The sequence below is a fragment of the Methanomassiliicoccales archaeon genome, from assembly GCA_038740345.1.
Lineage (GTDB): Archaea > Thermoplasmatota > Thermoplasmata > Methanomassiliicoccales > UBA472 > JAJRAN01.
In genome coordinates this window covers 1-23955 of record JAVYMA010000016.1, presented here as the reverse complement: position 1 = coordinate 23955, position 23955 = coordinate 1, and the positions used below count along the sequence as shown (strand labels likewise).

The window sequence follows — 23955 nt, the reverse complement described above, 5'->3', positions numbered from 1 at the left end:
GGTGAACCTCATTCCTAATAATGAATCCTATTCATTGCCTATTTCTTTCTTCCTTGCTTTTTTAAATAATCATCTACTGCGGCTCGTAGGGCATCCGGAGCAATGACAGAACAGCCTATCTTCTCTGAGGGGAGGCCGTCGAGAGCTCTTGAGACATCCTCTTTTGTAATTTGTATAGCCTCCTCAAGTCTCTTTCCTTTGATCATCTCCGTGAACACGCTTGCCGAAGCTATGGCAGCAACACAGCCGAAAACTTTGAAGCTCACATCGGTGATAAAATCGTTTTTCACCTTGATATAAATTACAACTTCATCACCATCCACTGTGTTGCCAAATCTTCCAACCCCATGTGCATCTTTCATCTCCCCTACATTTTTTGGATTGGCAAAATGCTCCATCACCTTGCGAGTATAGCCCATCAGGTTTCCCCCGAACCTAACCCCCGTGGAGCCATGGACCTCAGTCTCTCGACGATCTCTCCTATGCTCTCTAAAAACATATTCACCTCTTCCGTGGTGTTGAACTTTGATAGTGAAACCCGTAGCGATCCTCTACCTTCCTCAGGTCTTAATCCAATAGCCTTCAGAACATGAGAGGTCTCAGGACTTCGGGTAGAGCAAGCAGAACCGGTTGAAACGGCGAAGCCTTTCATGTCCAAGCTAAGAACGAGCGCTTCTCCCTCAACCATATCGAAGCGGAAATGGGCGTTGTTGCATAGACGTCTGGTTCTATGGCCATTCAAATGGCAGCCATTTACCCGTGATAAGGTTCCCTCGATGAGCCGGTCCCTCAAGGACGTCATTTTGTCCACGCTTTCTTCCATCTCCTTCATTCCTAATTCCATAGCTTTTCCTAATCCTACGATTCCAGGGATATTTTCTGTAGACGACCTTAATCCTCGCTCCTGTCCACCTCCAAATACAAGAGGTCGCAATTTCACTCCTTTACGAATATAGAGGGCGCCCACCCCTTTCGGACCATGGAACTTATGGGCAGAGATGGAAAGGAGATCTATGTTGTCCTTCGCAACATCCAATGGAAGTTTGGTTATCGACTGTACAGCATCGCTGTGGAAAAGAGCACCACCTTCATGGGCTATTGCTGCTAGCTCCCTTATAGGCTGTATCGTGCCTATCTCATTATTGGCAGACATCACTGAGACGAGGATAGTTTCCTTATCGATAGTCTTCTTGAGGTCCTCCGGATCCACAAGGCCTTCTTTGCTCACCGGAAGATAAGTAATCCTGAATCCCTGGCCACTTAAGAAATGGCACGTATGGAGGACAGCATGATGTTCGAATGATGTGGTAATGATGTGCTTACCTTTCTCCATATTTGCAAAGGCTACTCCTTGAAGCGCAAGGTTATCTGATTCTGTTCCTCCAGAGGTAAAAATTATCTCTCTACTCGTTGCTCCTATAGCCTTTGCCGTCCTTTGTCTAGCCACCTCAAGAGCATCATAGGCTTCCCTACCAAAGTAGTGCATGCTCGAAGCATTTCCGAAACGATGCACGAAAAACGGCAACATCTCCTCCAAAACTCTTGTATCAATACGCGTTGTAGCGCTATTATCGAAATACACCCTTTCCATGACTTTTCCTCTTAACAATTGATATCTGCTCAACCATATTTCAAGCTACCCTTTTTCAACAGCCCAATCATTTTTTCGCTCTGATATTTTTCAATTCTAAATAATTGCTGATAAAGATGATATATGCGCAATCGATTGGATTTGCCTTGAGCAAATGGACGTAACTCGAATTCGAAAAGATTTCCCAACATATCAGTCTGAAAATGGCGATGTTATCTACATGGATAGCGCCTGCCAAACGCTTCGACCTCGTAAGGTAATGGAAGCCATGGCCCGCTATTATGAGCTCTTCCCGGCATGCGGAGGAAGAAGCATCCATCGTTTCGCCACCCAAGTGTCCATAGAGATTGATGAAGCTAGAGACAAAGCGGCACGTTTTTTAGGCGCTTCAACGCCAGAAGAGATCGTTTTCACCAAGAGTTGCACTGAGGCCCTAAATCTTGTGGCTAGGGGCCTTTCACTACGAAAAGGTGATGTGATCCTCACAACTGACATTGAACACAACAGCAATCATGTTCCTTGGCTCTGTCTTCAAAGAGAGAAAGGAGTAAGGAGGAGGTTCGTGAGAACGCCTCCATCTGAGATATTTGATATCGAGGAATTTAAAAAAGCAATGGACAGGGAAGTAAAAGTAGTAAGCATGGTGCACACCAATAATATTACTGGCACTAGCATACCTGTTAAAGATGTAGCGGAGATTGCTCATGATTATGGTGCAGTCGTCATCTTCGACGGTGCTCAGGCAGCCTCTCATCAACCTCTGGATATGAAGCGCATTGGTGCGGATTTCTACGCTATCTCAGCGCATAAGATGCTCGGTCCCTCGGGAATGGGATTGCTTTACGGAAGGTTGGAATTGCTGAAAGACCTGAAACCTCTCATTACTGGAGGTGGCGCAGTCAGTTTAACAACCTACGAACACGCTGATCTGTTACCTCCTCCAGACAGATTTGAGGCGGGGCTACAGAACTATTCAGGAATCATTGGCACTGGAGCCGCTATTGATTATTTAACTCATTTAGGATTGGAAGAAGTGAACGAGCATGTTCAATCTTTGAATGCAAGAGTTACCTCTTTATTGTCAGATTGTCCGGGTCTTAGCATTCTTGGCCCCAAAAATCCAAAATTAAGAGGTAGCATCTTCTCGTTCAATATCAAAGGAATGAACTCGCATGATGTTGCAATAATATTAGATGAAGTAGGAAAGGTGATGATAAGGTCTGGCATGCACTGCGCCCACCCATATTTTATTATAAGAAAAATGGAAGGGTGTGCTCGAGCCTCTTTTTATATTTATAATGATGAAAAGGAAATTCAAAGGTTTGCTGAAATCATAAAAGAGTTAGGATCAAAATTTTCCGAATAGATGATGGTTTGAAGCCGCTCTTCTCTTGCTATTCTTGCGATAATAAGTTTATCTTTTGAGCGTACTTCCAGAGTTGAGGTAATTTTCATGTCATTTTTACTTTTAGCGTATAATTCAATATCTTGTGGTATCTCCACTGCTATATGATTTCCATCTTTGATCAGCCATAAACTACCATTCATTATACGTAGATACGAATTTTCTGCAATCAGCACCCGATCTGTATTTAACTGGATAGTTAAACAAAAAGGTGAAGAATTGGCTCGCTCTATTTCGGCTGCCAATTCCTTCAGAGAATTGCGGCACTCCTGCTCGTAATATGATTGGATTGTATTCGAAAACATAGGAGTAATGATTCCTATCAACAATGTCGCACAGATTGCCAACGCGCTCCGTGACAATAGAAACTCTAACATTTTATTACCTCTAGTAATACGGCAGATTTGTCCGTTATTTCTACGCAAGTCAATCTCAAAGTTGCTTCTCCTTGTAGCTCGATGCGATTGCCGATTTCAGTTATCAGTTTGAAACTTGGTCTTTCGAATACTACAGTTGCTGCGACCTCGCCTTTCCAAAGTACCTCGATGATGTATGCCTCAGCATCATTCACACCTCCCCCTAATTTGATTGCTAAGAGGCTAGATGGAAGATGGAGATGTACTGTTCGAATATTGCCTTTCCCACCAATATATGCGGAAGCGCCAGCTTCCCAAATGCTGTTAGCACTCTTCAGGGCGAGAGATAAATTCGAAGTATAGGAAAAATACTCCAAGGCACTGGTCATTGCAGGAAAAGATAGCGTTACCACTAAGAGCGTAATCAGTAATTTAAAAGGAAGGCCATCTACACCTTTTTTATTTCTCGTTAAGGAGCGTTTCACGTACACACCACTGGAACCATGATGCTTTTACTAGCTGACATTCCACTTTTAGCCACAGTTATGGTGATGAAACCCACCGAATTACCATATCTAGAAGCGGTTAGTCCTTTGAAGTGGACCTTACCTTCATTATCGGTTACACCATGAGGGGCATGACCATCCTTTTCTTTAAGGCCACATCCTTCAATCACAACTGCCGCTCCGGTTACTGGATCTCCTTCTTGATCCAAAACTGTAATGATTAGTTCCAGGTCTTTTGCCGAATAAATACCGTCCCCATCTCCATCTTGTAGGATGATTTCCGAAGCGGATGAATGTATCGCCCCAATTGCCTGTGGGGCCTCCAACCCCCCCATCCAGCCTACAATTATAGCAGATCCGATTCCGGCTACTAGCACCATTATAAGCAGCTGTAGAGGGAGCCCCTCTATACCGCCGCTCTTATCTTTCACTAAGTTTTTGTCAATCTGTTTCATGATTTATGGACTGAAAAAATACAGACTTATGTGATACCATTACAATCATATTACTTCCTTATTTTTAGAAGTATTTTATAGAAATGAAATGAATGAAAATTATTCCTTCTATATATATATATATTTCGTAATGTAAAGAAAGTCTTATTGGACTCTATTTTTGAAACTTACAAGGAATAGGATTCGTTATAGATTCTTTTAATTAATGTTTCAAAAAGTATAATCATAAGAAAGTCTGCCATAAAGTGATAAACATTAAAGTCAATTGAATTCAATTTTAGATTTCATTTATTTATTTTAAATAATTAAAAATATAATCAAAATTTTTAATTAAAAATTAATTATTCTATTATAATAAATTAAATTTCAATTTATAAAAAACGTTAGGATACTCTAGATCTAATCATAAAAAAGAAAAATTGTTCATCCTTCATATCATTCATAGCTATTCTCATAATATCCACTGTAAAAACGCCTCTGCTTCCGTCTACCATTCTCAAATCCATTTGCACTCCCCTCATCATTTTGCCAGGCGGGAGTTGCGATAACACTTGACTCCTCTTCTCAGCATCCCATAGTCCCACCTCGACCGTCGTCTTCCCGATTACATCTTCTTTCCTATATCCCATGATATTTTCCACACTGCGATTAACGTGAATTATCCTTCCATCTTTTGCTCTGGTAATACCGGAGGGGAAAGGCATATAATCAAGAAGAGTTGAAAAAAGGTTGTCCCTAAGCCTGAGTTCGCTCTCTACCGTTGTGATATGAGTGATGTCTTTGGCAATCGCTATAAACATCTTCCCTTCCGACTCTTCCACGATTTTTGTCTTTATATGGAATAACCGCACTGAACCGTCCTTGGCTTTCGCTTTAAGAAAAGAGCCACAATTTTGCTCAGCTTCTAGAAGAAGCTCCATCGCATTTTGATGGTGTGGGGAGCCGGTAAGCAGCATCTTTCTGATTTCCTCTAGATCCATACCCTCCAATTCTTTTCTCGAATACCCTAGAACTGACAGGATTGCAGGGCTTACATAGATGATTCGCCCAGTTGCCGAAACCATAAATATTATATCAGAAATGTTTTGCATGAACAGGTTAAACCTTTTGTATCTTTTTCGTAACTCTGTCTCGGCATGCCTCTTGGCGAGCGCAAGATTAAGTTCATGAGCTAACATCTCGTACTGTGCTCTCGCATCACCACCCTTCATGACGTAGGAGTCGGCCCCGTTTTTGTAGGCGTCAATGGCCACCTCCTCTCTTCCCCTCCCAGTAAATAAGATGAAAGGTAAATTGGGCCACTTTTCCCTTACTTCCTTTAGCAAGCTCAAACCGTCCATCTCTGGCATTTGATAATCTGAAATGATAGCGGTAAATTCGGTGGTTTCCAGCAATCTTAACGCTTCTATCGCTGAAAGGCAAGTCACGACCTGAACGTTTCCTTTCTCCTCCAGAAATGCTTTCGTCAGTTCTAAAACGTCCTGCTCGTCATCGACGCAAAGAACGCGCACCATCGAATCTACGCTCGGAACGCATGTTGAATTTTTATTAATAAGAGATTTGATTATCAAAAATGATAAGCAGAATTAAACACGTTCATGATTCAATAAAATTAATTTTAATGAGTTAATAATGATATTTTAATTTATATCTTAAAAAGTTTTTCTATAGAACTTGTTATTTGGATGACATGAACAATTTTATAATTGTTAGAAGAAATCGATAGAGTTTATAATGTGGATTTTTCATCATGCTTTTTTCTTCTATTTCCAGTCGAAGGGATCTGATTACCTTTTTCGATTCTTTCTAAACCTTTTGTTATTCTATTGATGTAAAACAATGCCCATTTTTAATTCATTTAAAACTCCCCAAATAGTAAAAAGTCAAATCGGCAAAACCTTTAAGCACAGTGGCCTGTTACCGAGTGAAATCCTGCCATGTCATATCTTGCCATGAAATGTCAAAAAGAGGGATAGCAAGTGTTTAAAAGGTTGCTCGTAGCCAACAGAGGTGAGATCGCCATTCGCATTATGAGAACTTGTAAGCGACTTAATATTCCTACCGTAGCGATTTACGCTCCGAATGATAGACATTGCAAGCATGTCATGGTGGCTGATAAGAGTGAAGAGCTACACTCTGAAAAAGGCATCATCCCATACCTAGATATTGACGCGATTCTAGAAGTGGCAGACAGATTGAAGGTCGACGCGATACACCCAGGCTATGGCTTTCTTTCGGAAAAGGCAGAATTTGCTCGAAGGGTGGAAGAGGAAGGTATTGTTTGGATCGGCCCTAATGCCAAGGCCATGGCATTGCTCGGGAGCAAGCTTGACGGCCGCGAGTTCATGGAAAAATGTGGTGTAAAGACCACCCCAGGGACACTTAAGCCATTGGAGAACGCAGAGGATGCAAAGCGTGAGGCTAGGCGCATCGGTTATCCCGTCATGCTCAAAGCTGCTGGTGGCGGTGGCGGAAGAGGCATGAGAGTGGTAGAGTCAGAAGAAGAGATCGAACAGGCATTCGAATCGGCACAGGCCGAAGCCGATAAAGCATTCAAAGACCCAAAAATCTTCTTGGAAAGAAAAGTAATCAAACCAAGGCATATTGAATTCCAGATGGTAGGGGATAGTAAGGTTAGAGGGTATTGCCTAGGCGAAAGAGAATGCTCGATACAGAGGCGTAATCAAAAACTGGTGGAGGAGACACCATCATGCGCAGTCACGGATGAAATGCGCCAGGAAATTTTTCCCCGCATAGAAAGGGCGTTGGAAAAAGCAGGTTATCAGAGCCTTTGTACTTTTGAGTTTTTGATGGACAACAATGGCGAATTATACTTCATGGAAGCCAATACTCGCATTCAAGTAGAACACCCAGTAACAGAAATGGTCACTGGTTTAGACTTAGTAGAAATGCAACTCAGGATCGCTTCGGATCGTGATGTGAGCGAGCAACTTTTACAGGCTAAGCCAAAGGGAGCAGCGATAGAGTTCCGCATTAATGCTGAAAACCCCTTCAACAATTTCTTCCCCGCGCCTGGAAGGATAGAGAAATATATTGAACCCTCAGGTGAAGGGATTCGCGTAGACTCACATGCTTATGAAGGTTATGTAGTACCAGCTGATTATGATTCCATGCTGGCAAAGCTTATTGTGCATGGTCGAGACCGATCAGAAGCGCTGCGCAGAGCCAAGGAAGCCTTGGATAGATACACTCTCACCGGTATCAAGAACACCATTCCATATCACCGCTTAGTGGTTCGTACTCAAGCTTTTCGCAGCGGAAATTACAGCACCGATTTCGTTAGAGAACATCCACCATCAGAATTGCTGAAGCAAGAAGCTTTTTCTATTTTCGATGCTGAACGCTAACTAAATCGTACTTTGAGAACGTCGAAATAATCCGGCCCTTGAGGACGAAGAACGCTCTTTTTCAACACGATCTCTTCTACTTTTTTCTTACCAAAATGTGAGCAGGATATCTTTTCAACCACCTCTCTCGCCTGTTTCGAAGCTCTGGGATCCTTAATCCTAGCCAAAGTTAAATGCGCCTTGAATCCACGGTCTTCTCTAGGGAATCCCAATGCGGCACACTTTTCCTCCAGACGTCGAGCTATAATTTGCAGGGAGTTTCCTCCCTGTATCCCAGCCCAAATTACCCTTGCTGGACCCTTCTCTGGGAATGCCCCTCCACCGCTTATCTCCACTTCAAAAGGCTCTATTTCATAAACTGCTTCCCTCATTATATCAGATATGGTGGGCGAAAGGCGCTCCTCTGTATCCCCTAAGAACTTCAGAGTGATGTGCAACGTAGAAGGCTCGACGGCTTTTACTCCTTTTATTTCATTGAGTTCTTTTAAAACGGATTCCAAAGCTGGTAGAGGCGATAGATCGACCGCTATGAAAGCCCTCATGCCTAACCTCTAAGGAATTCCTTGATCTGGTTGACGGCTGATTGTGCTTTCATGGATTCCATCACATTCATTGAAGGCGCTATCCCTGGGACAATCAATGACAGTGCCTTGGTTATGCCTTGAAAAGCGAAATACTCGTAATACCTATCCCTTACGCATGCATATGCTTGCTCTCCTTTTGGGTTCCCGCAGACGAACAGCGCTACCCCTCTTTTACCTGGTTGCAGCCTTGGCTTATACCTGCCTGGCCCTCCTTCAGCATAGGCTACTAAAGCATATGTTCTGTCTACCACTGCCTTAAGCAGAGCAGTCTCAGCGCTCATGTAAATGGGCGAGGCCATGATAATAGCGTCTGCCCAGCGCATATCCTGATAGATTCGCGTCATATCATCATTGATAGAACAAGAGTCATGCTCTTTGCAATGCCGGCACGAGATACAGTCCCGAATATTCATATCGACCAAGTTATAATATCTGAGGTCAACGTCTTTATGTTCTTTGATGGACTCGTTTAGGATTGACGCAGTGGTTCCTTTTCTGCGCGGGCTTCCATTCAGAGCAAGTACTTTCATCTATATCAGCAAGGTAATCCTTACAGGAATGATATAATGACATCGTTCCGGTATCGGAGGCCAGACGACATTTATTTATGCCTTAAAACGTTCCATGGAACCAATGGAATTGGACCTGGTCATCATAGGAGGTGGCCCAGCAGGCCTTACCGCAGGGATATACTCATCCTCCCGAAAGCTTTCTAGCGTGGTATTGGAAGCGGGTGAGCCGGGAGGACAGCCTATAAACATCTATCCGGATAAGCCCATCGAGAATTATCCTGGCCTTGTAGTGCCAGAAGCCAGGGAGTTTGTTACACTCTTAATCTCACACGCAAAAGCAGTGGGTTGTAATCTACGAACACACGAACGCGCCTTAGAGATTAAGGATTTAGAAGATGGCCGCTTAATGGTGGAGACAGACAAAGATGAGTATGTTGCCAAAGCTGTAATAGTCGCCATAGGTGCCGGCCTATACAAACCAAAGCGGCTAGGAGCCAAAGGAGAAGCAGAGTTCGAGGGACGCGGAGTTTTCTACACCCTTCCTTCTCGTGAGAGTATCAAAGGCAAGAAAGTTATTTTCATTGGTGGTGGAAACAGTGCCCTCGAGATGGCTTTGCTTGCATGTGATATCGCTGATGTCTGCGTTGTACATCGCCGCGAGAAATTCAGAGCAGACAACGTTTATGTCGAAAGGATTGCTGCGTCAGGAGTCGATACATATCTGTCTGCAGAGGTGGAGGAGATCAAGGGAGAGGATACCGTAAAAAGCGTAATCCTAAAAATCGGTGATCCCCCTGCGAGAAAAGAGCTGGAAGCTGACGTTGTTGTCATCAACATAGGCTTTGTTCCAGATACCAGTGATCTAGGGAGATGGGGCCTGCGCCTCGAAGACGGACTTATCGTGGTGGATTCAGAAATGCATACCTCCAGGAGGGGAGTGTTCGCCTGCGGGGATATAGTAACTTATAAAGGCAAGTTCAAGCAGATAATCACTGGTTGCGGAGAGGCGGCAACAGCAGTCAACTCAGCATATAAATTCATAACCAAGCCCTATTGGGCGTGAGAAATTCGCTACTCTCATTTATTCTGATAAGAAGCTAAAAAGCGATTAGAGAAGAAGTAATTTGATGGGTGGATTCTGTCCTTCCACCCATGCCTATCCACTTATTTATTAACGGAAATGGCTGAGTTGGGGCATTCGTCAGCGCAGGTGCCGCAATCAGTGCAGGACTTTGCGTCAACTATAGCGATCTCGTCTACCTTTATAGCTCCGTTTGGACAGGCATCCTCGCAGAGGCCGCATCCAACACAGTCCTCAGCTTTCACTTGTGCAACCATAGGAATAACCTCTGCGCCCCTGAGACGAAAAGATTTATAAAAATCCTTTTGCCACAAGAGATGGAATTTTGAAGTATCCGAGGAACGATGAGGTGAGGATGCGCTTCGTCTCGGGAATGATCCTGACGGATGAGGGGTTCATAGAAGGTTATGTCGGTTTTCAGGATGGTGTAGTAATCGAAATAGGTAAAGGAAAACCTCAGGAAGCCGAAGTTCGTGGGATTGTCTTACCTACTTTGATTGACGCCCATACGCATATCGCAGACTATCGTGTGCCAGTCGACCTTTCACTTTCAATAGAAGAGTTAGTGGCCCCTCCCAACGGTCTCAAGCATCGCATGCTTCGAAACACCTCGGATGAGGCTCTATTTGCCGCTATGGAAGAAGCGCGAGGCATTATGTTGAGGAGAGGGGCCTCACAATTCATCGACTTCAGGGAAGGAGGGGAGAAAGGAGCAGCTTTGCTGAAAAAATGCTCTGGTTGGCCTAAACCATATGTGATGGGGCGTCCGAATAATCTATGCTTCGATAGAGAAGAGGTAGATAAGGTCTTAGAAGTGGCAGATGGAATAGGTGTGTCAAGCGTTAGCGATTGGGAGTTGGAGGAGCTTAAAGAATTGGCAGCTTATGTGCATTCTAGGGGTAGGCGCTTTGCTATCCATGCCTCAGAAAGGATTCGGGAGGATATTGATGATATATTGGACCTCCAACCGGATTTCATAGTCCACATGACCATGGCGGATATAGGCGACTTGCAAGCCTGCGCCTCCGCAGGTGTTCCAATTGTAGCTTGCCCTCGCTCCAATTTGTTCTTTGGCAGGGTACCTCCTTTAGCCGCGATGCTAAAGGCTGAAGTGGATGTGGCTTTAGGCACAGACAACGCCATGTTCAACCTACCAGACATGTTAAGCGAGATGGAATTCGCAGGCCGCATATTGCGTTCTCAAGGAATAAAGGACTTAAGCCCAGTTCTTTCCATGGCCTTGTATAATGGCCAGAAGTTATTAATGGGCAAATCCACAATAGGTATCCGGCCGGGCGAATCTTGCGACTTCATGGTCGCCAGGTGGCATCAGGGCGACCCCGTGACCGATCTGGTCTTGCGCGGCAGTTCGTCGGACCCGCTGATGGTCTGCTTAGGCCTTAATGAATGGAGAGGAGGAACATGACGCTGTTTAAGAAGATCTTGATTCCTACGGATGGGAGCGAGAACACCAAGGAAGCGATAGCCAAGGGCTTAGAGATGGCTAGACTCATGGACGCGGAGGTAACCGCATTATATGTCGTCGATCAGACTGCGTTCATCAACTTCCCGATGGACTCCACTATTGTTTCAGTCTATTCCCTTCTCGAGAAAGAAGGAAAAGAAGCAGTAGAATATGTAAAGAATGAAGGCGCGAAAATGGGGGTTAAGGTGGCGACGAAGATAGAAGAAGGTTCCCCTGCACGGAAGATAATTGACGCGTCAAAATTCCATGATTTGATTGTAATGGGGACCTTGGGCCGTACAGGCATCTCAAAAATATTATTGGGTAGTGTGGCAGAGCGCGTGGTTCGATATGCGGATTGCCCGGTTTTAGTAGTAAGGTCGCACAAGGGGGTCTAATTTTTGACCATAGTGGCTGACGTCATGACTCCAAATCCCATCGTGGTTGAAGTGCCAGGGACCCGAAATGATGTTCTTAAAATAATGGTCAAGCACAATCTGACAGGACTGCCTGTGGTTAAGCGCAGCGATGGATCCCTAGCTGGCATAATAACACGTCAGGACATATTCAATAAGCCCGATGAAGACCAACTGGCAATGCTAATGAACAGAACGCCACCTACCATTAGTCCTAATGAACCTGTTCGCAAGGCCGCTGAGATCTTTTGCAGGATGGGTATACGCCACATTCCCGTGGTAGATAAAAACCGATTGGTAGGCATATTGACCCCAACAGACCTGCTCTCTGTGGTGGAGAAAGGAGGATATGCGCAACCAGTGGAGACAGTAATTAGATCCACCTGCGTTCCAATTTTCCAGGGGTCCCCGTTGGTAGTCGCCTTGGTGACTTTGAAGGTGAGCAAGGTCTCGGCCCTGCCCGTACTAGATGAAAGAGGCATATTAGTGGGAATTCTAACAGATCGGGATATATTCAACAATTCATTGGTGAATAGCCAGATAGCTGAGTCTGAGATAGGCATTGAAAAAGACGAGGGGGGTTTAGCCCGAGAAGGGGTACGCAGCATAATGAGACTGTGGTATGAGGTTTCAAAACTGGATATACCTGCAGTTAGCGTTAAAGACGTGATGGTGAGATCACCAACCACAGTCTTCCGCAAGACATCAGTGTCAGAAGCCGCAAGGATAATGAGGAAGAACGACTTCGGGCAACTACCGGTTCGGGACGCTAAGGATCATCTTTTAGCGATGATCTACGACCTGGACGTGATATCAGTACTAACCGGTGAACAATGATGAACTCTGCGGACGTGCTCTCCCTGTGCAAGCGCAGGGGGTTCATATGGCCAGCTTACGAGATATATGGAGGTGTGGCAGGGCTTTATGATTATGGCCCTTTAGGAACGTCGATGAAAAACAATATAATCGAAGTTTGGCGACGTGCCTACACTCTCGGTGAAGGATTCGTAGAGATAGACTCTGATACCATAGGCCCTGAGGCGGTCTTCAAGGCTTCGGGTCACGTGGATCAATTCGCCGACAAGTTGGTGGTGTGTACCAATTGTCGAGCACCTTACCGAGCAGACCACCTATTAAAGGATTGCCCCAACGCCGCAGCCCTCACTCTTAGCGAGCTAGACAGGGAAATCGAAAAAAGGGGTGTTAGATGTCCTGATTGCGAGGGCGTTCTTTCTCCCTCCGAAGAATTCAATCTAATGTTCAAGACCATGATTGGTCCTGGTTCAGCAGGAAGGGTTGGATACCTCAGACCAGAGACAGCACAAGGGATATTCGTGAATTTCAATTCCTTGTATCGTTTCATGCGCGAAAAGCTCCCATTTGGCGTGATTCAGGTGGGTCGGGGCTATCGTAATGAGATTTCCCCACGCCAGGGCGTGATCCGTCTAAGAGAATTCAACATGATGGAGGCGGAACTCTTTGTGGACCCTGCAAATAAAAGTTGGCCACGCTATGCTGATGTAAAGGGAGAGAGTCTTCGTTTGGTTCCTAACAATCCTGGAGACAGGGAAGTGAGCATGAGTTTAGAAGAGGCAGTGGGTTCTGGCGTGATCGCCAATGAAACATTGGCCTATTTCATGTGGTTTACCCAGAAATTTCTCGTCATGATCGGCGTGGATCCCGAGCGTCTTAGATTCCGCCAGCATCTGAGAAATGAAATGGCGCATTATGCCGCGGATTGTTGGGATGCGGAGGCGTTGCTTTCAATTGGTTGGACAGAGATAGTCGGTATAGCAGATCGAGGATGCTGGGACCTCTCCAGGCATATGGAGTATTCTAAAGTTGACATGTCCGTACTGAGGCGCTATGACGCACCTATCGAGGTGGAGCGCGAGGTCCTGAAGCCGAAGTACAATCTTTTAGGCCCTGCATTCAAGGCTAAATCGGCACAGGTGGGAAAGGCTCTGGAAAACGCCGACCCGAAAATGGTTAAGGATGGAGTAATAAAGATTAAGGTAGAAAACGAAGAGCTTCTGGTAGAAGAAAAGTTCTTTGAAGTAGTCAAGATAAAGGATAAGGTGATGGGAGAGAGATTCGTGCCTCATGTCATTGAGCCTTCTCATGGGCTCGATCGAATAATGTATACTTGTCTGGAGCATGCATATTATGAGAGGGGAGGAGAGGAGGGCAGTACCGTGGTGCTGAGATTGAGCCCCTTGATAGCACCTATCAAAGTTGGTGTCTTCCCCTTGATGCCTAAGGACGAGCTTGTGGCGGTGGCGAAGGATTTGGATTGGTCTCTCAGGATGAGTGGTATCGAATCTGCTTATGACGATTCAGGTTCCATTGGGCGCAGATATGCACGCATGGATGAAATCGGCACACCTTTCTGCCTCACCGTTGACTACCAGACATTAGAAGATGGCACCTTAACCATTAGGGAAAGGGATACGACAGAGCAAGTTAGGGTTCAACGGGAGGAGGTAGTCAGTATCATTTCCTCCTTGCTCTGCGGGGCGAAAGAATTCGCTGCGCTCAAAAAGTGAGAGTCAATGCAAAGCATATTAATAAGAAGGATATGTCGCTCAAGAGCCCCTTTAGAGTGGGACGTGCTTTGAGCGTCGGACCCTCGGAGGAATGATGAAAATGATGGGAGAAAACATCGAAGCGGTGAAGAAGCGGGAGCTGTTGCGCTCCAAGATAGACAGCATCGGTTTGGCCAGCCTCATAGAGAAAGATTATGAGAGCGTAGACCCCGAAATGACGCTCTCAGATGTGGTGGCCAAGATGCGCGCTAAGGACCTGCATGAGGTTCCCGTTATCGATGGCTCGAGGAAGCTGCTGGGAGTAATAAGCTATCGAAATATCATCCGGCGCCGCAACCTAGTAATTGGTATGAAAGCTAAAACCATCCTAGAACAAGCCCCGCTGATCACTGAAGAAACGCGAATAACTGAGGTGGCAGAGCACTTTATTTCTACAGGCTATCGACAACTGCCAGTGGTGAAGGGGAATAAGCTCGTAGGCTTAGTTTCTCGTGCAGGGATAATCAGCATCATTCCCAAGATAAAAGATCTAAGAAATCTAAAGGCCAAAGAGTTGATGACCACGGATGTCGCCACCGTCTCCCGTAACGACTCAATAAAGAAAGCGTTGGAGATCATGCGCAGACTGGATATACGCACCTTGCCAGTAGTAGATGATGATGAGAGATTGGTGGGGATCATTGGCATCAAGGACATGGTGAATTACTTTTGGGGAGTTAAAGATGCACAAAAGATCGGGGAGAGAAGTGGGAATAATGATCCAGTGGAGATAAAGGTAGGTTCACTAGCCGTTGATAATGTCTATACCATCTCTCCCGAGGATGATGTGGGATCCGTGGTCAAGCTCATGACCTCTAAGAATGTCTCTGCGCTACCAGTAGTAGAGAGAGATAAGATACAAGGCATCCTCACCATGTATGATCTCGTAGAGTTAGTCGCCTCTTTCCGCGAAAGGGAAATGGTCTACATGCAGATAACGGGCTTGGAGGAGGAGGATCGCTTCTCCTTAGATATAATGGAGAAAGAGATCCAGAGCGGTCTTGCCAAGATCTCCAAAATAACCAAGCCTCAGCTCTTTACCTTGCATGTGACCAAGCACCATTCCACGGGGAATAGAGCGAAGTATTCCCTGAGCGGAAGGCTGTTTACTGAGAATGGTGCCTTCATCGCTAAGAGTGTCGATTGGTCGCTGATAAAGGCCACAGTCGATTTGATGAATATATTGGACGCCAAAGTCATGGAGATGAAAGAGGAGCGTTTAGATAAGAAAAAGAAGCCAAGGAAGGAGATTTAAGCTCTTCCTAGGCAACTCTTTTATCATTTCTTCTCTTTCCCTTTTCCACCATGTCTTACGATACCATTGCAGTGGAAAGGAAATGGCAGCAAAAATGGAAGGAATGGAAGATCTATCATTTCGATCCAAAATCATCTGCGCCGATCTACTCAATCGATAATCCACCTAGATATACCTCTGGTTCTTTGCATTTAGGTCATGCTACAGGTTATTCCCTAATAGATTTCGCGGCGCGCTATCATCGCCAACGGGGATATAATGTATTCTTCCCTTTATGTTTCGATGTAAATGGCACTCCGACGGAGGTGAAGGTAGAGAAGAAGTATGGCATTACCAAGCTAAGCGTCCCTAGACAAGAATACATCAAACTTTGCTCTGAGTTCGCCAATGGATTCATAGCGGAGATGACCAAGCAGTTCGAGGTGCTAGGATGCAGTATGGATCCCTCGATTTATTATCAGACCGACGCCCCTTACTACCGGCGCATCACTCAAATTACCTTCTTGCGCATGCTCAAGCAAGGCTTGGCGTACAAAGGCACGGCTCCTGTCAACTGGTGTCCTCGTTGCATTACCGCACTGGCTGATGCCGAGGTTGAGTACCAGGAGAACGTTACTAAATTAAATTACGTCCGATTCGCCGTGGCTGGAAGCTCGGAGCACGTGGTAATCGCCACTACCAGGCCAGAATTGTTCTCCACCTGCCAATTAGTGGCGGTGCATCCCCTGGACGAGAGGTATAAGGAATTAGTAGGGAAGAGGTTGATCACGCCGATTTACGGGCGTGAGGTCGCCGTGGTGGCAGATGAAGCGGTAGACCCCGATTTCGGGACTGGCGTGGTAATGATATGCACGATAGGGGACAAGGGCGATTTGGATTGGGTTCACAAATACAAATTGGAGCTGGAGCAGGCCATAGATGAGCAGGGGCGTATGACCGCTCATGCAGGTAAGTATCAAGGCCTAAGCGTGAAAGAGGCCAGGCAGAAGGTGATAGAAGATCTTAAGGAGAAAGGCCTGCTCGAAAGGCAGGAGGAGATTAAGCAGAATGTAAGCATATGTTGGAGGTGCCACGAGCCTATCGAATACCTCTCCCGGCCTCAGTGGTTCCTCAAGACCCTTCCCTTTAAAGAGGACGTTATGCGCATAGCCAATGAGCTGAATTGGTATCCAGAATTCATGAAGGTGCGTCTCGAGGATTGGGTAAAATCCCTGCAATGGGACTGGGTGATATCGAGACAACGTTATTTTGCCACGCCTATACCTGTCTGGGAATGCGATTGTGGAGAGGTAGTACCTGCCAGGGAGGAGGATTGTTACATCGACCCCACTGTTTCGAAACCTCCCGTTGAACGATGCCCCCAATGTGGTGGAGAGCTCAAGCCCTGCCAGGATGTATTCGACACCTGGATGGATTCCTCCATCTCACCTTTGTATAATACTTTCTGGTTAAGAGACGAGGCGATGTTCCAGCGACTTTATCCTATGTCGATGAGACCGCAGTCACACGACATCATTCGCACCTGGGCCTTTTACACCATCCTGCGCGAGTATCTCATTACGCAAACGAAGCCCTGGCATGACATAATGATCCATGGATTCATAATGGCGCCCGATGGGACGCCCATGCACACCTCATTGAACAATGTCATCGACCCAATGCCCATTCTTGAAAATTATGGCGCTGACGCCTTGCGCTATTATGCTTGCACTTGCGCTTTGGGAGAGGATAACGCTTTCAGGGAGAAAGACGTGGTGCATGGTAAAAAGTTCTGCACCAAACTCTATAACATGGGCAAATTCGTGGGCTCGGTGGTAAAAAAGAAGCCATATCAACGTGAGGACCTGAGGACCGTTGACAAATGGATGTTGAGCCAGTTCACCAAACTGAACAATGAAGTGATCAAGTACTACGACTCATACCAATTCGATAAAGTGATGCGAGTGGTGGAACAGTTTGCCTGGCACGAATTCGCTGACCATTATATAGAGATGGTCAAGCATAGGATCAAGGACCCCAAGGATGAGGCCGTGAGATTCACGCTTTATACGGTGTGCTTGGGCATAATGAAGATGCTGGCACCCTTGCTCCCTCATGTCACAGAGGAAGTCTATCAGGAAAACTTCGCCAAGATTGATAAGGCCAAATCTATACATGTTTCGAAATGGCCCTTCTCTTCCTTATGGGATGACACGGCAGAGAAAAAAGGGATATTGGTTCGGGATGTGATAGCTGCCGTGCGCAATTGGAAAGCGGAAAAGAAGATGGCCTTGAATGAGGAATTGAGCTCGGTAGAGATCATTGGGAAAAACGCTCATCTAATCGAGGGGAGCGAATCTGAGATCAAAGAAACGTTGAAAGCTAAAGAGCTCAGGATATCGACTGAAGCTCGAATCGACGAGAGGGCGGTGGCCATAAAGCCTTTACCTGCGAAGATAGGGCCTGCTTTCAAAGAGAGAGCTAGAGAGGTAGCAGAGAAGTTGAAGAAAGCCGATGCATCCGAGTTCCTTAATCCTGCTGATGGTAAATACGTTCTAAAATTGGATGATGGAGTCACAATCGAGCTGCAAGCAGATATGTTCGAGATAGAGAAGCAGCTAACCTTGCATGGCAAGGACGTGGAGACTATAAGGGTGGGCGATATGCTGATAGCCGTCCAAAAATGATTTGCTTATAATTTAGTATTAAAAATAATAATACCGTATTAAGTGAAATCCTTGGCTCGGTTCATTGATTATCAAAAGCATGTCGGAGGAAAAGTTGAATTGCCCCACCTGCAGCTCGTCCAATGTGATTCCTATATGCTATGGTCTGATAGCCAGACCTCGTGGTAGCGAAATATTTAGAATAGCTGGAAAAACGATTGTAAAATGTGGGGATGAAGAATTCGTATTAGGAGGATGTGTAATATGGGAAGGTCAACCTGACTATTTCTGCAAGGACTGTGGAAATAGTTTTCTTAAAGATAAAAGAGAGGATGTCCTCGGATAAAAAATTAAATCGAACGGTTAGGAGAGAGGATTTTAGTGTGCCAGAATTGAAAAGTTTATAATGCACTACCTCATTCCGCCTGATGCTTCCTGCGGGCGTAGTGTAGCTGGTTATCACTTAAGCTTGCCAAGCTTAAAACTCGGGTTCAAATCCCGACGCCCGCACTCCGGCAATTTATTATATGATTTACGAGGATTCAAAAGCAACCGATTTGGAGCGGCAGGGCAATCCTAATAGCGAATTTCAAAGCGATAAGAAGGTAGGGTGCCGAAACCCGGTGAGATGTAATAATGCTAGGCCAGAGCAAGGAAAGTAGTGTTGCAAAGGAGGAGCTTGTCTCGGTCATCATTCCAGTCTACAATCGTGTCGACCTTTTGAAACGAGCAATAGATAGTGCACTTGCTCAGACCCATGATTCGCTTGAGATCATCGTCGTCGACGATGCTTCCCCCGAAGATGTGAGATCGGTCCTTTCCTACTTCCATGATCCTCGAATAAATTATGTGAGATGCGAAGCCAATCGAGGTTCGGCGGCAGCGCGTAATGAGGGAATAATGCTGGCGAAGGGGCGCTATGTGGCGTTCCTTGATAGTGATGACGAGTGGCGAGAGCGGAAGATCGAAGCACAGATCAAAAGTCTCGGAAATCATGGGCCTGGATATGGAGCTTGTTACACAGAATCGGAAAGGTTCGATGATGATAGCGGCAGGTCTATAGGCTTCACATCATATGGAAAAGAAGGGTACTTGGTTGGAGATATTCTGTACGGAACCAGGTTCACCCTTTCTTCTTTTATAGTAGAGAAGAGTGTCCTTCTAGAATTGGGTGGATTCGATGAAAGATTGCGACTAGGACAGGATTGGGAGCTATATTTGCGCCTCGCCCTGCGCACTCGTTTCGCTTATGTCAAAGAGCCCTTGACCGTTTACCATCTTCATAAAGGGCAGATATCGAATTCCTATGAGAGAAATAAGAATTATGTGCATTCCTTAAGAATAATACTAGAAAAACATCGGGAATTATTTCTTAAGGATAGGAAAGCCCTCGCCAATCTCCTGAATCAAATCGGATATTATGAGATGAGTTGCGGCGAAAAGGCCGAGGCGTTGAGGCACATCATCGCTTCCATCGCCCACAATCCGTGGCAAAAGGCCGCCTATCTTATGGTGTTAAGGGCTGCGCTTGGATGGGAACGTTCAAAAGCAGGGCAAGATGCGCCTTAGTTCACATCCTAATGTTTCTATGAGGGTTTCAATTGAAAGCTCCGGGTCATATAAGCCAACATATCAGACTTGAATATCTTAATGCACTTGAAATACTCCTTCTCTCTTTCATCCAAGCATTCTGGCCTAATTAATCCTCTCAGCAATGCTAGAGCAAGAAAAGAATTTATGTTCTCTTTGCCTGTAAAAGTGGCCATAAAGTCTCTTTTATCCACAAAGGCGAAGAAGGAGTGGTTGCTATCCTCATACTCTCTTTTTCTTATATATCCAACCTCATACACTATTCGCTCGAAAAGTTCTTTTTGCCCCAGCTTTCTTAGAATTTGATTCATTAACGATTTCAATGAAGTTTTAATGAAGGAGTTTGAATTTTTAATCCTGAGTGCAGGGGAGAGGCCATATCCCATCCTATCCTTCCAACCCGCCACACCAAAATTTACATCGCCTAGGAGGTCTTTTGTTATCTGCCCAATTGAGCGAAAATAGCATTCACTTTGCCTGCAACTCAAATGCATTTTCTCCCAGAAGGAAAGAAAACCTTTGTCCAGCAGGGGAAGCCACCATCTCAACCCGAAATGCTCATAGCATCTCACAGAATGAACGATAAACTTTGAGGATCTTTCGTTATGGAACCAACGACCCCTCAAGCAAAGCGCTTCTATCAAAGGTATGCTGGATTTTCCACCTAATTGCTCTACTAGCCGCAAACGGAAGAGGCTGTCAAGAGCAGAGCCCCTAGGATAAGTCCATAAATTGAAATGGAAGGAAATGATGGAATCCACCAAATCCTGCATTGACACCATCCCTCCTTTCACCGGGAGATTGTTTGGTTTAGCTCCCGGCGGTCTATGACCAGGTATGACGACAGCTCCTGGTCCTATCACTTTTTCTTTACAAAGAAATTCGATGGCAGGGAAGTCCTGAAGGTGTGGAATGCTTGAAAATTGGAAGGCAATAGATTGAAACTCAGACCAGCTTTCGGATTTAGCCACTTTGCGCCACATCTCGTTGGAATAAGGAATAAAGAACCAGTCGAAGCCCAAAGCCTCAGCAACCCTTTTGCTTATCTCAGAATCCTTGTTCCCAGGCCTGCCATAGGAAAACGTTATCACTTTGGAAAAGTCTAATTCCCGCAGGCAAAGAGCTATGAGCCGAGAATCATAGCCACCGCTTAATGGAAGCACGAGCTCTCTGCCTCGACTGAATGCTTTTAACCTGGAAAAACTGCTTGCCAATGATTCTAAGAATGATGAGTGAAATATCTCTGGCGAAATCGTCCCCTTGATGCAAGGTTGAAAGAGGGAGTGGACTACGCTCTCTATTTTTCTATTCCTGAAGATTATGCATTTTCCTGCCTCGACCTGCTTGATATTTTTTATCAATGTGCCTTTTCCTGTCACATAGCCTAAGCATAAGAATTCCAAAGCGGATATAACCGAGAATTCATCTCTTTTCGGTTCATAAATCATAACTGGATCATCAGCGATTAGCAACTTTCCATCGAGTACAGAGTAATACAAAGGAAAGCTCCTGGCATGATCAACAAAGAGGATAGCTTCATCTTCATTGAATAGAATGGCGGAGAAGAAGCCCTGGAGTGATTGAAGATAGGCCACTTTCTCATCGATCGACTTACCTATCAAGGATCTCTGCAGAACATCGCCATCAATAATGGTCTCTCCATCAAAAGGGACTCCTTTATACAATATAGTTCCCTTATCCACCCACTCATGCTTGAGACTTATAAAGATAGAAGAGGAGGCACGCTGAATCGCGATTTGCTCGACCTCTTTCTTTGTCCTTGTGTAATTCCTCTTCAATGCCTTTCAATCCTATCTTTTATTATCAGGAATTATTTTTTTCCTTTCCTTTAAGCGCTAGCAATAATGCGATGTAAGTTTGATGCTTGAAAGGCCATGCGATCGCAGCTTTGACAAACAACTCCATAGCTTGATATCTATATCCATTATCCAACAACTCGAAGCCCCAGTTCAAAAAATATCCGGAAAGGGCTTTGCGATGTTTCCAAAAAAGTTGGCGATGAGCCAGATATATTTTCCTCTGGGCTTCCATACGATTCGCGAAATTGTCGGAAATCCTTGGGCCGTGTCCTATATGTATTCTGGCAAGAACTCGATTAAGAAAGGCAAATTCATAATGTTGAGCTAATCTTATCCATAACTCACGGTCCTGCATTCGGGGGAGATCTTGCCTCCAACCTCCTACTTTATCTAAACATTCCCGGGCAATGAGAAAGCATATAGCGCATGGACGTATCTCGCCAGAAATTAGCTGATCCAAATGAGGACCGTCCCAACCATTCTTACTAAAAATAATGATGGTACCATTTGAATCATCCTGAACCTCGCCCAGGCAATACGATATTTTATACTTCCAATTTTTCTTTGCAAGATCTTCCATTTGCGCAGAGATCTTATCTGGATACCATTCGTCGTCATCATCTTGAAAAGCAATGAAGGAACCTGAGGCGGAAGCGAGCCCTACGTTCCTTGCTTTTGGGGCACCACTCTTTTCTTTTAATTTAATAAATTTTATTCTATGATCATTGAATGACTCCACCAACTGCAGAAGATCTGCTTTTGTATCATCGTCGACCACAATCACCTCCAGATTCTTATACGTCTGGCTTAAAACGCTCCTCAGAGATCTTGCCAACAGCTCAGGGCGGTCGTGTGTGGGTATGATTACACTGACCAGATACGGTTCCAATTCACAACTATCTGATTTCATGCTCTTTCCGCTCTTCAGCTCTTCTCTGACCTGATATTACGATGAGTCTTCTTAGATTTGGAATTGGATTGAAGATAAGAGCGAAGGAATTTTTTCATATCATTTGCATATCGAGGGTCTTCTAGGACAAATACCATATTAGTCTTCAGCCATCCTAGCATGTCCCCAACATCATACCTCACACCTTCTATCATGAGCCCATAAATCTTCTCCCTATTAAGCAATAAGCGTAATGCATCTGTGAGTTGTACTTCCCCATTTAACCCCGGCTCAGTGCGAGATATGCAATCGAATATACTTGGTGTCAAGATATAGGTTCCTGCAATGGCTATGTTGGATGGTGCTTGTTCCAAGGAAGGTTTTTCGACTAGATCGCTAATCTCCATTACACCTTTTTGAATCATCTTACCCTTAATTATGCCATATTTTGATACCTTTGACTTAGGCACCCTTTCCATAGCTATTACCGATGATTTGGTCTTGGCATGGACCTTGTTCAATTGAGAAACCACTGGTATATTGGAGCGATAAATAGTATCGCCCAGCATCACTGCAAAAGACTCGCCCCCGATATGCTTACGGGCCTGATAAATCGCATCCCCCAGCCCTGCCGCTCTTTTCTGCCTGACGTAATGTATGCTAGCCATGTTGGATATTTTCTCCAACTCCTCCAATTCCCTTAACCTTCCATGCATTCTAAGGTACGATTCCAACTCAAAACAATGATCGAAATGATCCTCGATGGCCCTCTTATCCCTTCCAGTTACGATTATGATGTCATCTATCCCTGCCGCTAAGGCCTCCTCTACCACATACTGAATCGTCGGTTTATCTACTATAGGCAACATCTCCTTTGGCTGTCCCTTGGTCAATGGCAGGAATCTAGTTCCCAAACCAGCTGCAGGAATAACAGCTTTCATCACCAGCACACTCCTTCATAGTTAGAACTGAGAGTCACTCCTCTGCCGTCTATGACCAGTTTATCACCATAGAGCGACGGATCTGAGTAACCAGGCCATTCCGTGAGAATTATTATGGCATCGCTCCTCTGTATGCATTCCTTCGCACTGCGACAGAACATCGCCTGAGGGAAGAGCTTGCGAAAATTTTCCATGGCACGATAGTCATGCACACAAACCTTAGCTCCTCTACTCATCAATTCCTCTACGACCCTTAGAGAAGGAGCTTCCCTAACATCATCCGTTCCAGGCTTGAAGGCCAGGCCCAAAACACCGATGGTACGTCCTTTTATATCCATCCTCTTGCAAAGCAATTCGATCAACCTTAATGGTTGATCCTGATTTACTGAGAGGATGGCATTTAGCATTCTCGGTTCCACCCCATGGCTCTGGGCTAAACATGAGAGAGCTCTTACGTCCTTGGGAAAGCAACTTCCTCCAAAACCGCAGCC

At 45.2% G+C, this 23955-nt stretch carries 24 protein-coding genes and 1 tRNA gene; 12 read left to right on the top strand and 13 right to left on the bottom strand.

Annotated features, from left to right (window positions below; all coding sequences use genetic code 11):
* Positions 1 to 38: 38 nt before the first annotated feature.
* Both QW520_06420 and nifS read right to left on the bottom strand, forming a co-directional pair.
* Positions 39 to 419, bottom strand: coding sequence for an iron-sulfur cluster assembly scaffold protein (locus tag QW520_06420; GenBank protein MEM0449438.1), 381 nt, complete (start codon positions 417 to 419; stop codon positions 39 to 41).
* Positions 419 to 1591, bottom strand: a complete 1173-nt coding sequence (gene nifS, locus QW520_06415; protein MEM0449437.1) for a cysteine desulfurase NifS — start codon at positions 1589 to 1591, stop codon at positions 419 to 421. Before nifS ends, QW520_06420 begins: the two co-directional genes overlap by 1 nt.
* Before the next feature lie 154 nt (positions 1592 to 1745).
* Between nifS and QW520_06410 the strand changes: the two genes are divergently transcribed.
* On the top strand, positions 1746 to 2957 hold the full coding sequence (locus QW520_06410) for an aminotransferase class V-fold PLP-dependent enzyme (protein MEM0449436.1): 1212 nt from the start codon (positions 1746 to 1748) through the stop codon (positions 2955 to 2957).
* Here QW520_06410 and QW520_06405 read toward each other — a convergent pair.
* The 4 genes from QW520_06405 to QW520_06390 all read right to left on the bottom strand — a co-directional run bounded on the left by QW520_06405 (position 2906) and on the right by QW520_06390 (position 5827).
* Positions 2906 to 3373, bottom strand: a complete 468-nt coding sequence (locus QW520_06405; protein MEM0449435.1) for a hypothetical protein — start codon at positions 3371 to 3373, stop codon at positions 2906 to 2908. The two genes, QW520_06410 and QW520_06405, sit on opposite strands and share 52 nt — an antisense overlap.
* Positions 3367 to 3837 carry a hypothetical protein gene (locus QW520_06400; protein MEM0449434.1) on the bottom strand — a complete coding sequence of 157 codons (471 nt, stop codon included), beginning with the start codon at positions 3835 to 3837 and terminating at the stop codon, positions 3367 to 3369. Before QW520_06400 ends, QW520_06405 begins: the two co-directional genes overlap by 7 nt.
* Complete coding sequence (locus QW520_06395; GenBank protein MEM0449433.1) at positions 3834 to 4289, bottom strand: carboxypeptidase-like regulatory domain-containing protein; 456 nt, start codon at positions 4287 to 4289, stop codon at positions 3834 to 3836. Before QW520_06395 ends, QW520_06400 begins: the two co-directional genes overlap by 4 nt.
* 407 nt (positions 4290 to 4696) lie before the next feature.
* Complete coding sequence (locus QW520_06390; protein MEM0449432.1) at positions 4697 to 5827, bottom strand: PAS domain S-box protein; 1131 nt, start codon at positions 5825 to 5827, stop codon at positions 4697 to 4699.
* Positions 5828 to 6292: 465 nt separating this feature from the next.
* On the opposite strand from QW520_06390, the gene QW520_06385 reads away from it, so the two are divergent.
* Positions 6293 to 7681, top strand: coding sequence for a biotin carboxylase N-terminal domain-containing protein (locus QW520_06385; protein ID MEM0449431.1), 1389 nt, complete (start codon positions 6293 to 6295; stop codon positions 7679 to 7681).
* Here the strand turns inward: QW520_06385 and thpR are convergent.
* Together thpR and QW520_06375 are read right to left on the bottom strand one after the other, a co-directional pair.
* Positions 7678 to 8223 (bottom strand): RNA 2',3'-cyclic phosphodiesterase, encoded by a 546-nt coding sequence (gene thpR, locus QW520_06380; protein MEM0449430.1) that lies wholly within the window; start codon positions 8221 to 8223, stop codon positions 7678 to 7680. The genes QW520_06385 and thpR overlap by 4 nt on opposite strands.
* A gap of 2 nt (positions 8224 to 8225) precedes the next feature.
* Entirely contained in the window at positions 8226 to 8795 is a 570-nt protein-coding gene (locus QW520_06375) for a flavodoxin family protein (GenBank protein ID MEM0449429.1), read from the bottom strand.
* A gap of 94 nt (positions 8796 to 8889) precedes the next feature.
* Between QW520_06375 and QW520_06370 the strand changes: the two genes are divergently transcribed.
* Positions 8890 to 9840, top strand: a complete 951-nt coding sequence (locus tag QW520_06370) for an NAD(P)/FAD-dependent oxidoreductase (GenBank protein ID MEM0449428.1) — start codon at positions 8890 to 8892, stop codon at positions 9838 to 9840.
* Positions 9841 to 9941: 101 nt separating this feature from the next.
* Here the strand turns inward: QW520_06370 and QW520_06365 are convergent, their stop codons facing one another.
* Entirely contained in the window at positions 9942 to 10115 is a 174-nt protein-coding gene (locus QW520_06365; protein MEM0449427.1) for a 4Fe-4S binding protein, read from the bottom strand.
* A gap of 68 nt (positions 10116 to 10183) precedes the next feature.
* On the opposite strand from QW520_06365, the gene QW520_06360 reads away from it, so the two are divergent.
* From QW520_06360 to QW520_06320, 9 genes are all read left to right on the top strand, one after another.
* Positions 10184 to 11284, top strand: coding sequence for an amidohydrolase family protein (locus tag QW520_06360; GenBank protein ID MEM0449426.1), 1101 nt, complete (start codon positions 10184 to 10186; stop codon positions 11282 to 11284).
* On the top strand, positions 11281 to 11721 hold the full coding sequence (locus QW520_06355) for a universal stress protein (protein MEM0449425.1): 441 nt from the start codon (positions 11281 to 11283) through the stop codon (positions 11719 to 11721). Before QW520_06360 ends, QW520_06355 begins: the two co-directional genes overlap by 4 nt.
* A gap of 12 nt (positions 11722 to 11733) precedes the next feature.
* Positions 11734 to 12576 carry a CBS domain-containing protein gene (locus tag QW520_06350; GenBank protein MEM0449424.1) on the top strand — a complete coding sequence of 281 codons (843 nt, stop codon included), beginning with the start codon at positions 11734 to 11736 and terminating at the stop codon, positions 12574 to 12576.
* On the top strand, positions 12573 to 14285 hold the full coding sequence (gene glyS, locus QW520_06345) for a glycine--tRNA ligase (GenBank protein MEM0449423.1): 1713 nt from the start codon (positions 12573 to 12575) through the stop codon (positions 14283 to 14285). The genes QW520_06350 and glyS overlap by 4 nt, the downstream gene beginning before the upstream one ends.
* A gap of 91 nt (positions 14286 to 14376) precedes the next feature.
* A complete protein-coding gene (locus QW520_06340) occupies positions 14377 to 15579 on the top strand; it encodes a CBS domain-containing protein (protein MEM0449422.1) in 1203 nt (400 codons plus the stop codon).
* Between the two features lie 50 nt (positions 15580 to 15629).
* Positions 15630 to 18245: a valine--tRNA ligase gene (locus QW520_06335; GenBank protein ID MEM0449421.1), complete on the top strand. Its 2616-nt coding sequence runs from the start codon at positions 15630 to 15632 to the stop codon at positions 18243 to 18245.
* A gap of 124 nt (positions 18246 to 18369) precedes the next feature.
* Positions 18370 to 18570 (top strand): hypothetical protein, encoded by a 201-nt coding sequence (locus QW520_06330; GenBank protein MEM0449420.1) that lies wholly within the window; start codon positions 18370 to 18372, stop codon positions 18568 to 18570.
* Between the two features lie 91 nt (positions 18571 to 18661).
* Positions 18662 to 18734 (top strand) — tRNA-Gly (locus tag QW520_06325).
* Between the two features lie 126 nt (positions 18735 to 18860).
* Positions 18861 to 19793, top strand: coding sequence for a glycosyltransferase family A protein (locus QW520_06320; GenBank protein ID MEM0449419.1), 933 nt, complete (start codon positions 18861 to 18863; stop codon positions 19791 to 19793).
* A gap of 17 nt (positions 19794 to 19810) precedes the next feature.
* Here QW520_06320 and QW520_06315 read toward each other — a convergent pair whose 3' ends face one another.
* The 4 genes from QW520_06315 to QW520_06300 form a co-directional block, all read right to left on the bottom strand.
* The gene (locus QW520_06315; GenBank protein ID MEM0449418.1) at positions 19811 to 21517 is read right to left on the bottom strand and encodes an asparagine synthase-related protein; all 1707 of its coding nucleotides are present in this window, start codon (positions 21515 to 21517) and stop codon (positions 19811 to 19813) included.
* Positions 21518 to 21638: 121 nt separating this feature from the next.
* Complete coding sequence (locus QW520_06310; GenBank protein MEM0449417.1) at positions 21639 to 22544, bottom strand: glycosyltransferase family 2 protein; 906 nt, start codon at positions 22542 to 22544, stop codon at positions 21639 to 21641.
* 14 nt (positions 22545 to 22558) lie between these two features.
* On the bottom strand, positions 22559 to 23464 hold the full coding sequence (gene galU / locus QW520_06305; GenBank protein MEM0449416.1) for a UTP--glucose-1-phosphate uridylyltransferase GalU: 906 nt from the start codon (positions 23462 to 23464) through the stop codon (positions 22559 to 22561).
* Positions 23464 to 23955 (bottom strand): UDP binding domain-containing protein (locus QW520_06300; GenBank protein ID MEM0449415.1); only part of this gene is annotated, 492 nt, incomplete at its 5' end. The genes galU and QW520_06300, both read right to left, overlap by 1 nt.